Genomic DNA, 12,117 nt, shown 5'->3' on the forward strand with positions numbered 1-12,117 from the left:
GTTCGGAATGGTCTTATCCCGAACCATGATTTTAAGACTAGGTTATCCTTAATGGTTTTTTACGGCTTTATGAACCCTTACTAGATTGAAGAAATTGGCGACAATCAGCCGAATAACTGGCTAGCCAAGACCTAAACAGACGCTTGGCAGACAGTCGGCGGAAAGGGAGCGGATTTCTGAAATTAACTGGAACTTTTTTAAAGAAAAACTGCAGGCAAACTCGCTTTTCCTTGAATTTGTTTACAGTCTGAAACGTTGATAGAAAAGACCTCATAATAGGATTCCTAATGATACAGCTCCTTTAATTAAGTGTGTAGACAACCATACCTGTTTATGTAATTCTTTTCCGTAATCTATAAAACTTCCTGAAATTACCTATAATCGTTTTTACTACGGAATAAGTGGGGATAGCGATTAAAATGCCAATGAAACCATATATTGATCCTGCAGCAAGCAGCAATAAGATAATGGTAAGTGGGTGAATGTTAAGCCGTTTTCCCATAATATTCGGTGTAACCAAGTGCCCTTCGACCTGTTGAACAAGGGTAAGGACAATGAGTACTTTCACTGCCAACCCAAGGTCTTGCTGTAAGGCAATGAAAAGGGCAGGGATGATGCTTATTAATGGACCAAGGAATGGTACAACGGTAAAAATCATGGCGAATAAGGCTAATACGAGTGCATAATCGAGACCGATAATCAGGTAGCCAATATACATCAAAGTCCCAATGACGATTGATATGATGAATTGACCGATAATATAAGTTGAAAGGGCTTTATCGACGTCTTTTAAAATTGTGTTCCCCTCTGATTCTACATCGGTCGGTATATATTTTAATAGAAATGGTCTTAATTTATCTCCATCCTTCAAGAAATAGAATAAAATGAATGGTGTAATGACCAATACTGTTAATACACTTGTGATCGTGGAAAAAATGGTATTGACATTCACAATGAGTTTTTCCGAGTAATCTTTCAAATGCGTGACCGCTTTTTCTTTCAGATCTTCCATATTAACCATTCCAAAATCATTTTTTTCAATCATGACTTCAGATTCTTTAGAGAATTCCTTGACTTTGCTGGGGAGGTTTTCAGATAATTTTTGAAATTGGTCCACGATTACAGGACATCCAAAGTAACTTACCATCCCAATCATACTAAATATAATTAAAAACACGGTGAAAATGCTAACTGACCTCGGGATAAATTTAGTTAAAAAGTTAACGACCGGCCGTAATATATAGTATAAAAGTCCAGCCACAATAATAGGGAAAAACATGGCAGCAATGATTTTTTGTACCGGCTGCAGAACATATTCAATCTTACCTAGTAAAAAAATAATTAAAATGATCAAAATGATCGCGGATGCATATTTGAAAAACGGTTTATTGATCCACAAGACAATCCCCCCAATTCCATCTCTTACTTGATTCCCTGATTTAGCTTAATGTTAAACTATATAACTTGTTCAAAATGTTTGGTGCAAAACATGTTATAGTGAACGTTTATCTTTCAACTTTATTTCGATTGTGCTGTTTCAATTTTGACATAAAAGGAATGCTAGCTGACAAGCTACAAGGAAATGGGAATACAACCTGTTTATTGAAGTTGTTATCATTGGAAACGAAAACAAGACTTTCATTGTACAATGAAGGTCATCTTAAAAAATATATCGGTCACTTTGACGTTTACCTATCTGCATAAGTCACTAATAAAGCCCGCCTGCAAGGATTGCACCGCTAACTGCACTTCCAAAGACTACTGCGATTAAGTTTTAGAAATGCTCACAACTGCATCAGCAAATAATCCGGGTGGGATGACATAATCCATAAAATATTCGAATGTGCTACTGTTCCAAAAGATACACCGTTAACGGCCATAAACAAACTAAAAAAGGCATCATCAATGCAAATTCCGGTTATGGAAGTTTACTTGATAATGCCTTTTTGAAAGGTTTTAAATTAGGATATTTTACTTATTGTGTTCGTTACTCCTGGGTTCTGTTCTCTTTGCATTTTTTTTATGTCCAGACGCAACCAGATGGAGATGGCGAATGCTATGGCAATTAATGCTGCGAAAACGTAGAATACCGGGATGTAACTGTTCGTACTTTCCCTAATTGCAGTAACCAACATTGGTCCACAAACACCGCCTAGTGACCATGTAGTTAAAAGATAACCGTGGATGGCGCCAATTTCCTTAGTTCCAAATAAATCCCCGGCAAATGCAGGGAGATTTGAAAATCCACCTCCATAACAACTAACGACCAGCAAGATGAGTCCTTGGAACAATAGTGTATTTGTAGTCGTTGGAAGTAAAAGGAACGCTCCGATTTGAATGATGAAGAAAATGACGAAAACATTTGGACGGCCAATATAATCGGATGCTGCTGCCCAGCCAAGTCTTCCTCCGCCATTAAAGATTCCCATGATACCGACTAATGTTGCTGCACCTGCTACAGACAGACCAACAACGTCTTGAGCCATAGGTGAAGCTACCGAAATCATCATGATTCCTGCACTTGTATTTATCAATTTCATGGACCATAACATCCAGAAGTGTTTAGTTTTAACCGCTTCTTTTGCAGTTAATTGCCTTAGGTCTTTCTTCAGTTCTTTCTTACCGGACTCAATATCTTTCTTCATTCCTTCAGGTAGCCAGTTGGCCTTTGGAGGTGCAATATAGGATGCACCTAAGAACATCAGTATGAAATAGCCTGCGCCTAAAATATAATATGTAGTATAAATGCCAACGGATTCCATAAGGCTTGCAGCTACTGGGGCTGTAATGAGAGCTCCGGCACCGAAACCTAATACTGCCATTCCTGTTGCCAATCCTCTGCGATCTGGGAACCATTTGACTAAAGTGGATACTGGTGAAATGTACCCAATCCCCATACCAAGTCCACTTAAAACCCCATATGTCAATAGGTAAAGCGGAAGTGAATCGACCATTACTGCCAAACCGGAACCAGCTTGTCCTAAACCGAATAAAACAGCCGCGACCAAAGCTGACTTTCTTGGGCCATTTTTTTCTACGAATTTACCAAAGAAGGCAGCAGAAGTTCCTGCAAGCGCCATCATTATTGTGAATGCTAACGTTACTTCAGTTTCTGTCCACCCCATAGTCTCAACTAATGGTTTTTTGTAAACGCTATATGCGTATGCACCACCAATGGAAAGGTGAATGGCGATAGCGGATAAAGCGATTAACCATCTGTTTTTTGTCATGTTGTTACCCCTTTTCGTCAAAAATAAGAAAGTTGCATGCGTTTTATCTATAATATATCGTTTTGCATGCGTTTTATCTATCTTGTGGGATAAGTATATAAGATTATTATTTAGTAGTAAACTACTAAAATGATTTTCATGAAAAATTTTCCTCTATATTCCATTGGATTAAAAGTGGGAATGGCACGAAAAAACCAACTTTATGAATCAGAATAAAAAATGTTATATTTTCTTAGGTTTTTTAATATACATAAGAGTTGTAGGTATCAGTTCTAAGTGTTTTTAGAGCACCTGTAATCACGAACTTGCTGCACATCTTTTTATTTATCAATTTTCCTGTATACAAAAAGGGAAACGATTGAATTTACTTAAGGTGCCATGATGGAATAACTAGAATTATTCTCATTGGCTTTATTGTAATTATTTTGTTAAAATTAATCTAATATTCACCATTTCAAGACAGCTTAGCGAACAATCGGAATTGATATTTTTTGAGAGGTTTCAGGAATAATTAATTCTTTTTTCAGGAATCATAGTCTGGAAATCAAAAAAATTCCATTTATTTTAAAAAAATTCCGAAAATTTCGTCTTAAAGGGTTGAACTATGATTCCTGATAGGAGTAAACTAATTAAAGATAGATTTTATGGAAGTGAAATCTTGTAAATTTAATCAACAAGGGGTTTTGGTAATGAAGGAACATGACATGCAAATCACGCTTAGTACAACAAAGAAAGAAAAACCACAGGCGGACCAGCTTGAGTTCGGTAAACAGTTTACCGATCATATGTTTATTATGGATTACACACAAGGGCAAGGGTGGCATGATCCAAGAATTGTTCCTTATCAACCGCTCTCATTAGAGCCGTCAGCTATGATTTTTCACTATGGTCAATCCGTTTTTGAAGGATTGAAGGCATATGCAACACCAGAGGAAGAAATTATCTTATTCCGTCCGGAAAAGAATTTCCAACGCTTAAATAGTTCAAATAGCCGATTATGCATACCGGATGTCGACGTTGATTTTGCGTTGAAGGCCTTAAAGACTTTAATTAGCGTTGATAAGGATTGGATTCCCCAGGCAGAAGGGACATCATTATATATCAGGCCATTCATTATAGCTACTGAGCCTTATCTTGGAGTTTCTCCATCGGATAAATATCAGTTCATCATCATCATGTCACCAGTAGGATCGTATTATAAAGAAGGCATTCATCCAGTTAAAATTGCAGTGGAGTCAGCTTTCACACGTGCAGTTAATGGAGGAACAGGTGAAGCCAAAACGGGCGGTAATTATGCATCGAGCCTAAAAGCCCAGGAAGTATCCGAAAAGATGGGTTATGCCCAAGTTCTGTGGTTAGACGGAGTAGAGAAAAAGTATATCGAAGAAGTTGGAAGCATGAATGTTTTCTTCAAAATTAATGGAGAAATTATCACTCCTGCTTTAAATGGAAGTATCCTTCCGGGTATTACTCGTGATTCCATTATTGAATTGCTGAAACATTGGGGTCTTCCCGTGTCGGAAAGACGCATTTCGATGGAGGAAGTCCATGAAGCCTATAAATTAGGTCACTTGGAAGAGGCCTTTGGAACGGGTACAGCCGCGGTCATATCACCAATTGGTGAATTTTTGTGGAATGGTGAAGAAATGATTGTTCAAAGCGGGGAAACTGGCGAACTTTCTAAAAAGCTCTATGATACACTGACAGGTGTCCAAACAGGTAAAGTCGCAGACGAGTTGAACTGGACTACGAAAGTTGAAGAAAAAGTGACTCAATGATACTTAAACAAAAAAACCTTCTTTGAAGGTTTTTCAGACTGTAGACAAACTCGATGAAAATCGAGTTTGTCTACAGTTTTTTTTTGGCTTGTACAAATTTGGACGTTGATTTCCACTTCAGGCACTCGCTTTCCGCGGGCGGTCCGGGAGCCTCCTCGGCGCACTTGCGCCTGTGGGGTCTCCCTTGGACTCGCTATTCCCGCAGGAGTCTCGCACCTTCCGTTCCAATCAACTATGTTTTAAATTTTAGATGGAACTCCTTTTGTCTATAGTCTTTTTTGTTTTAAAATAGAACTATTAAAACTTGAGGTGATGAGGATGCTTTCGAAACATAATTCTATTCAGCGAGACCAACTTGAAATGATTACTTTAGATCAACTGGTGCCGGCGAATCATTTGGTTCGTAAAATTGAGGCTTCTATTGACTTCACTTTCATTTATGACTTGGTGAAAGATATGTATTCAGAGGTAGGACGCCCAAGTATTGATCCAGTTATTTTAGTTAAACTGACATTCATTCAATATACCTTCGGTATTCGTTCCATGCGTAAAACGATTGAAGAAGCTGAAACAAATATGGCTTACCGTTGGTTCTTAGGCTATGGTTTCCATGATAAAGTACCTCATTTCTCAACGTTCGGGAAAAATTATGAGCGACGCTTTAAAGATACAGACCTGTTTGAACAGATTTTCTATCGCATCTTAATGACAGCTGCTGATAGAAAGTTAATAAGTGCTGAACACGTATTCGTCGATTCCACACATGTGAAAGCCAATGCGAATAAGCGCAAATTTGAAAAGAAAATCGTACGCAAAGAAACACGAGCATATCAAGGGCGTCTTCAAGATGAAATAAATCAAGATCGTGAAAACCATGGTAAGAAGCCTTTTCCACCAGATAAATTTGATAAGGAAGAAACCAAAGCAATTAAAGAAAGTACTACGGATCCTGAGAGTGGCTACTATGTGAAAGATGAACGAACAAAACAGTTTGCCTATTCATTCCACGCGGCCGCAGACCGCAACGGTTTTGTATTGGGAACGATTGTAACACCTGGTAATACACATGACAGTCATATTTTGGAGCCACTTATTGAGCAAGTGATTGAGAAAGTTGGAAAACCAGAAGCAGTTGCAGCAGATGCAGCTTATAAAACACCAGCGATTACAAGCTACCTATTTAACAAAGAAATCACACCTGCTTTACCTTATACACGTCCTCGTACAAAAGAAGGGTTCTTTCGCAAACATGACTATGTTTACGATGAACACTTTGATTGTTACCTTTGCCCTTCGGGCGAAACTTTAAAGTACACAACAACAAATAAAGAGGGCTATCGCGAGTACAAATCGCCAAAACAAATTTGTGCAACATGCTCATTTTTATCACGGTGTACAGAAAGCAAAGACCATCAAAAAGTAGTGACACGGCATATTTGGCAAGCATATGTGGAAGAAGCAGATCATCTGCGTCATCATCAAGAGGTAAAACCTATATATGCGAAACGCAAAGAAACGATTGAGCGTGTATTCGCAGATGCAAAAGAAAAGCATGGTATGCGTTGGACTACTTTAAGGGGACTTAAAAAATTGTCGATGCAAGCGATGCTTACTTTCGCTGCCATTAATTTAAAGAAGATGGCCACTTGGACATGGCAAGGTCCTAAAATGGCTTAACATAGTGGCTCGAAGAGCCCAAATCTCTTAACCTTTGGTCAAAATTTCAAAGGGAATTTCAAAAGGGGTTCGGAATTTTTAATTCCGAACCCCTTTTGTCTACAAACTGAAAAACCTTCTTTGAAGGTTTTTTTTGTTTTCACATAATCATTTTGTGTCTTATGGCAACCGCGACGGCCTCGGTCCGGTGATTCACACCCAATTTCCTGATAGCGGAAGAAATATGATCTCTGACGGTAAATTCACTAACGCTCATTTTTGGTGCCATTTGCTTTAATCCTAATCCATTGGCTAAATATTGAAGGACCTCCACTTCACGTTTGCTTAGAAGGTAAGTGGGAGGGGCAGAATCCAATGTCGAACCGACAGCCAAATTCAAATAATGGGAAAGCTTCATTAAATCATTCTTGGTAACAGGCTCGTTGGCGTGAATGGGGTCAACCAACACTAAACCGATGGCCATGTCATTCACAATTATCGGAATGATTGCCAATGAAGAAATGGAAAATCTTTTAACGTATTTTGCGGGGATGGAGGATTTCGCATGTTGGATGGTTAAGTATATGGGTTTGTTATGGATGACTGCTTGGTGGATTGGGTATATATCATGAATATTTTCTTTAACATTATGTAATGAAAAGGTATCTTCACTTGTACATGCACATATTCCTTCACCCATTCCTGTTAAACATGAGTAACTGAATAAAGATGCTCGTTGAAATGAAAAAAAATCCACACAGCCCTTTACGATCATTTGTGATTTATTCGCCATATCTTTTTGATGGGAAATCTTTTTTACATGATTCATCAGAGATTCCTCAAGCATTCGACTTTATTCCTCCCTACATTTTCAGTGCTAGGATAAATACTACTAATATCTTACAATATAATGAAAACTCTTACAAATTAAAAAATTCCTTAAAGATTCAAAAGTTTAAAGTTCATAATTTCAAGGAGGCATTACCATGAAAAGAAAGAATTTAACGACCACCAGCCGGAGTTTTAGAGAAGAAACCCTACCTTTTAAACTTTATCAAAAGGCAAAGAAATTCGGTATATGGAATCCTCGTGACATTGATTTCAGCCAGGATAAAGAAGATTGGAAGTCATTTACTGATATTGAAAGGGAAGTGTTATTACGGATCATTTCCCTTTTTCAGGGCGGAGAAGAAGCGGTGACTTTGGATTTGCTTCCCCTCATTATGACGATAGCCAAAGAAGGCAGGATCGAAGAAGAAATGTACTTAACGACATTTCTGTTCGAGGAAGCGAAGCATATGGAGTTCTTTCGTTATACTTTAGATCAAATTGGTGAAACGGGTGATTTGACAGTTTATCACTCAGACACTTATAAATCGATTTTTTATGAAATATTGCCTGAAGCGATGGAGAAACTTTTATCCGATCAATCCCCTGAAGCATTGGCAGAAGCAGCCACTGTTTATAATATGTTTACCGAGGGCGTTCTTGCAGAAACTGGATATTTCGGGTTTTATCAGACTCTCGAAGCTAATAAAATGATGCCTGGTCTATTAAAAGGCGTGGGTCTTTTGAAGAAGGATGAATCACGCCATATTGCTTATGGGACCTTCCTGCTGCAGAGAATCATCAGTGAACATCCACATATATTTAAACAGGTTGAAAAGAGAATGGAGGAACTTTCACCACTAGCGATCGCGTTAAATACGGAGGGATATGATCGGTTAGGAAATCCATTTGGTAATGACCAACAAGCAATATTGAATTTTACCATGAAACAATTATCAGTGCGGATGGAGATTTTAGCCAGGGCAAAAGGAAAGGGGATTGAAGAGATCTATCATAGTAACGAAATGGAATATGGGGTTTTGTAAAACCGATACAAGAGACAAGCTTACTATCCAGTTTAGATTTGTTAATGAATGGCCATCAGGAACTTGGTAGCAGGGTATGACCAATCCTTAATTACGAATATAGACTAATATATCTGAGGTGAAATTTTATGAAGGTAAACGTTCATTCGAATTTTTGGTTAAGGTCTTCCGTTTACAGTGGCACTAACACCCGTTCACTCATTCCGGACCTATTCAATGGTCTCGGGGCCAAAAGGGTTCTACTAGTAAGTGATGCGGGCTTGGAAAATGCAGGTATTGTTAAAAAAGTTGCCGAAACTTTTGAGCAGCCCAAATTAGGTGCCAAAGCTGAAATAGTTGGACAGTTTCTGGGTGTTACACAAGACGCAGCGAGTGAATGTATAAACGAAGCATTGAAATATGCACGCGAAGTGAATGCCGATGCCATACTTGCCATTGGTGGAGGGAGTGTCATTGATACCGCAAAAGCATTGAAATTCGGATTATATAAAGGAATTGAGGATATTAATGATTCGATACCAAGCGGTTATCTGTATGAGGGTTTTCCAAAAGCCCAATCTATGAATATCCCGCATATTTCCGTAGCCACAACAGCAGGAACAGGTTCTGAAGTATCCCCGATCGCAGTCATATATAATGAACATAAAAAAGTCAAAATGAATATATACAATGTTTTTTTAAGTTCTGATGTCGCCATTCTAGATCCCGAGTTAACAGTCGGACTGCCAAATGATATTACGGCGTTTACTGGTGCAGATGCATTGACACATGCAATTGAAGCGATCGTTTCACCTGCAGCGACATCAATAACCGATGCATATGCATTTCAGGCCATTCGAGTTATTGAAAGAAATTTACCGAGGGCCGTAAAGGACGGAACGAATATTGAGGCCAGAATGGAAATGCTGCATGGAAGCATGATGGGAATCACTGCATTTTGCAGTGCATTGAATGCGATTCCGGTTCATAACTTTGCCCATGCATATGGGGCGTTATTCCGTATTCCGCATGGATTGGCCAATGCGGTATTATTACCGGTCGTCATGGAATCAACTCCGGATTTATATCTTCCAAAGGTCCATTTGATTGCCGAAGCCTTTAGTGTGAAAATACATGATGAAGATTCAAAAGGGATCTTAGCGAAAGTGGTAGAAAAGCTCCGTGTTTTCCTTTCTGATCTCGGGCTGCCCACCGACTTCAGTGCCTATGGAACTAACCAGTCAGATATGGAAAGGATTCTTAAAGCAGTAATGACGGATCCAGCTGCCACTAATTACCCGATGTCAGAGGAATTAATAATGTCAGTAGTTTCAAGAGTTTCACCCGTGAGAATTAATTAATACTAAAAAAAAAGCCAGCCCATAAAGGTTGGCTTTTTTGGCCTTGTAATAATTACCCAGAGGGCTCTGGTTAATGTTTTTTTCCTAAGTTTTCCTGTGCCATCTTTATAAGTTCCTTGACCATACCCCCGCCTAACTTTCCGCCTATTTTTCCATTCTGCTTGGATGTCAGCTCACCGTTATAGTCTTTTTTTAGCGGTACTCCAATTTCTTTTGCTACTTCAAACTTTGCCTCTTCGGGATTCTTTGTACCAGCAACTTTGGCTTTTAAATCATCGAGTCCTTCTCGTGCTTCAGATACTAGAATTTTTCTTCTCCTTGCCATTAAGCATCACTCCTATATTTGCTTAGGTTATCCTAATGTAAAGAAAATGATTAACATGCAGATCGAATGTTTTTTAATTGGAATCCCGATGAACCCGGAGGCAGTCATAAACTCTTATATAAAGAAGTAATTATATAGGATCCAAATGATTGAGTTGATTTGCGGTTCGAAAAAGTTTTAGTTTATTTAAAGCGGGTAACATATAATAAAAAGATTTAAGGAGAAAAATGATGCTGACTGCTAATTCAAGTTTGTTAACAAAAGAAGATATGACAAATCCCGATCGAGTGCCGCAATGGCTAATTAAGGAATATCAAACATTCCATGATACAGTGACCGATAAAACCTTTCCTTGTTATTTTGGTATGAAAGCTGAAAATAAAGGTGAACTTCGTTATGCTTATATCACACAGGAAGATTGGTCCAATCTCCCAAAAGCAGTGGAAAGCTTTCTTGATTTATTTCAGGAACCACCATATATCAGGCATGGCCTTTTCGTCTTTATGGAGCCTGAATCGATAGAGGGTGATATAGAATTTTACCGTAAAAGATTTTGGGATATCCTGCAATACCTGCATAAAGCGGATGAAAAACCTTGGCCAATTGAAAAGCCGAAAGATCCCGAGCATTATTTATGGGACTATCATTTTGCAGGGGAACCAATCTTTGTCTTTGGTAATGCACCTGCTTATAAACAGCGTAAAACCCGCGATTTAGGAAATAGCCTTGTACTTGGATTCCAACCCCGGATGATTTTTGAAGGCTTGGAAGGAACGGAAAAAGGCGGAGTCATGTCGCGTGAAAAGGTTCGTGAACGAGTTGAGAAATGGGATAACCTTCCTAAACATCCTGATATCAGTCACTTTGGAGATGTAAATCATAATGAATGGAAACAATTTTTCATTGGGGATGATATAGAACCGATAAAAGGTAAGTGTCCCTTCCATCATAAAGAGTTAACTTAACCGAGGGCGAATTGCTCTCGGTTTTTTTCGCTCCCTACTGGAAGGCGCCGGGGATAAAAAAATCCATTCGCGCAAATTCCTGAAATGTTCATTTGAAAATAAAAAACATATCTCTTGCCTTATTGGATTTTCAGTTTTATAATGTGAAAGTAGCAATTGCAGTTAATTCGAGATATATGGATTAAATGCTATTTTATAAAACATACAAAATTAACAATTGGGGGAACAAAAATGTCTAAAGTATTATTTGTTAAATCAAATGACCGCCCAGCGGATCAAGCTATTAGTGTCAAAATGTATGAAACGTTTTTGAACACATATAAGGAAGCAAATAGTAACGATGAAATAACTGAATTGGATTTATTTAAACTGAACTTACCTTACTACGGAAATACAGCAATTACTGCCCTATATAAACGCAGCCAAGGTATGGAATTGACTGAAGAAGAAGTGGAGATTGCCGATATCGTGCAACAATACTTGAATCAATTCCTTGCTGCCGATAAAGTAGTATTTGCCTTCCCGCTATGGAACGCAACGGTTCCGGCACCATTGGTAACTTATATTTCTTATCTTGCTCAAGCGGGAACAACATTCAAATATACAGCTGAAGGCCCAGTCGGCTTAGCTGGAGGTAAAAAAGTGGCTTTACTTAATGCACGCGGATCGGATTATGCTTTGCCTGGAATGGATGCTGGCGAAATGGCAGAAAAATACGTAACGATGAATTTAAACTTATGGGGCATAACAAACCCAGAAACAGTCGTAATCGAAGGACATAATCAATATCCAGATCGCTCACAGGATATCGTTGCAGAAGGATTGGCGAAAGTTGCTGAAACTGCAGCAAAATTCTAATTATTAAAAGTGAAAACCAGTATGTATTTTTAGCATACTGGTTTTTCTATGCAGATTTTTCTGAAAGTCGATTATAATAAAGGGTAAGCCT

General features: G+C 38.5%; 10 protein-coding genes. 6 read left to right on the forward strand and 4 right to left on the reverse strand.

Annotation, left to right across the window (positions count from 1 at the left end; all coding sequences use genetic code 11):
* Positions 1-331: 331 nt before the first annotated feature.
* Both BS1321_RS25475 and BS1321_RS25480 read right to left on the reverse strand, forming a co-directional pair.
* Positions 332-1,399 carry an AI-2E family transporter gene (locus tag BS1321_RS25475; protein WP_063234984.1) on the reverse strand — a complete coding sequence of 356 codons (1,068 nt, stop codon included), beginning with the start codon at positions 1,397-1,399 and terminating at the stop codon, positions 332-334.
* Positions 1,400-1,961: 562 nt separating this feature from the next.
* Positions 1,962-3,230 (reverse strand): L-lactate MFS transporter, encoded by a 1,269-nt coding sequence (locus BS1321_RS25480; RefSeq protein WP_063234983.1) that lies wholly within the window; start codon positions 3,228-3,230, stop codon positions 1,962-1,964.
* Between the two features lie 689 nt (positions 3,231-3,919).
* Here BS1321_RS25480 and BS1321_RS25485 point away from each other — a divergent pair.
* Both BS1321_RS25485 and BS1321_RS25490 read left to right on the forward strand, forming a co-directional pair.
* On the forward strand, positions 3,920-5,008 hold the full coding sequence (locus BS1321_RS25485) for a branched-chain amino acid aminotransferase (RefSeq protein ID WP_063234982.1): 1,089 nt from the start codon (positions 3,920-3,922) through the stop codon (positions 5,006-5,008).
* A 318-nt stretch (positions 5,009-5,326) separates the two neighbouring features.
* Complete coding sequence (locus tag BS1321_RS25490) at positions 5,327-6,685, forward strand: IS1182 family transposase (protein WP_063236579.1); 1,359 nt, start codon at positions 5,327-5,329, stop codon at positions 6,683-6,685.
* Positions 6,686-6,824: 139 nt separating this feature from the next.
* Here BS1321_RS25490 and BS1321_RS25495 read toward each other — a convergent pair whose 3' ends face one another.
* Positions 6,825-7,511 (reverse strand): response regulator transcription factor, encoded by a 687-nt coding sequence (locus BS1321_RS25495; protein WP_063233649.1) that lies wholly within the window; start codon positions 7,509-7,511, stop codon positions 6,825-6,827.
* A gap of 139 nt (positions 7,512-7,650) precedes the next feature.
* Here BS1321_RS25495 and BS1321_RS25500 point away from each other — a divergent pair, with 139 nt between their 5' ends.
* The gene (locus BS1321_RS25500) at positions 7,651-8,538 is read left to right on the forward strand and encodes a R2-like ligand-binding oxidase (RefSeq protein WP_063233650.1); all 888 of its coding nucleotides are present in this window, start codon (positions 7,651-7,653) and stop codon (positions 8,536-8,538) included.
* 128 nt (positions 8,539-8,666) lie between these two features.
* On the forward strand, positions 8,667-9,878 hold the full coding sequence (locus BS1321_RS25505) for an iron-containing alcohol dehydrogenase (RefSeq protein WP_063233651.1): 1,212 nt from the start codon (positions 8,667-8,669) through the stop codon (positions 9,876-9,878).
* A gap of 70 nt (positions 9,879-9,948) precedes the next feature.
* Here the strand turns inward: BS1321_RS25505 and BS1321_RS25510 are convergent, their stop codons facing one another.
* Positions 9,949-10,203 (reverse strand): alpha/beta-type small acid-soluble spore protein, encoded by a 255-nt coding sequence (locus tag BS1321_RS25510; protein ID WP_063233652.1) that lies wholly within the window; start codon positions 10,201-10,203, stop codon positions 9,949-9,951.
* A gap of 230 nt (positions 10,204-10,433) precedes the next feature.
* Here BS1321_RS25510 and BS1321_RS25515 point away from each other — a divergent pair, with 230 nt between their 5' ends.
* A complete protein-coding gene (locus BS1321_RS25515) occupies positions 10,434-11,168 on the forward strand; it encodes a YqcI/YcgG family protein (RefSeq protein ID WP_063233653.1) in 735 nt (244 codons plus the stop codon).
* Positions 11,169-11,399: 231 nt separating this feature from the next.
* Positions 11,400-12,026, forward strand: coding sequence for an FMN-dependent NADH-azoreductase (locus BS1321_RS25520; protein ID WP_081112934.1), 627 nt, complete (start codon positions 11,400-11,402; stop codon positions 12,024-12,026).
* Positions 12,027-12,117 lie beyond the last annotated feature (91 nt).

It is taken from the genome of Peribacillus simplex NBRC 15720 = DSM 1321, assembly GCF_002243645.1.
GTDB lineage: Bacteria > Bacillota > Bacilli > Bacillales > DSM-1321 > Peribacillus > Peribacillus simplex.

Excerpts from the sequence above, each read along its gene's own strand:
- BS1321_RS25480 (WP_063234983.1), bottom strand. The coding sequence starts at position 3,230 with ATGACAAAAAACAGATGGTTAATCGCTTTATCCGCTATCGCCATTCAC.
- BS1321_RS25485 (WP_063234982.1), top strand. The coding sequence starts at position 3,920 with ATGAAGGAACATGACATGCAAATCACGCTTAGTACAACAAAGAAAGAA.
- BS1321_RS25490 (WP_063236579.1), top strand. The coding sequence starts at position 5,327 with ATGCTTTCGAAACATAATTCTATTCAGCGAGACCAACTTGAAATGATT.
- BS1321_RS25495 (WP_063233649.1), bottom strand. The coding sequence starts at position 7,511 with ATGCTTGAGGAATCTCTGATGAATCATGTAAAAAAGATTTCCCATCAA.
- BS1321_RS25500 (WP_063233650.1), top strand. The coding sequence starts at position 7,651 with ATGAAAAGAAAGAATTTAACGACCACCAGCCGGAGTTTTAGAGAAGAA.
- BS1321_RS25505 (WP_063233651.1), top strand. The coding sequence starts at position 8,667 with ATGAAGGTAAACGTTCATTCGAATTTTTGGTTAAGGTCTTCCGTTTAC.
- BS1321_RS25510 (WP_063233652.1), bottom strand. The coding sequence starts at position 10,203 with ATGGCAAGGAGAAGAAAAATTCTAGTATCTGAAGCACGAGAAGGACTC.
- BS1321_RS25515 (WP_063233653.1), top strand. The coding sequence starts at position 10,434 with ATGCTGACTGCTAATTCAAGTTTGTTAACAAAAGAAGATATGACAAAT.
- BS1321_RS25520 (WP_081112934.1), top strand. The coding sequence starts at position 11,400 with ATGTCTAAAGTATTATTTGTTAAATCAAATGACCGCCCAGCGGATCAA.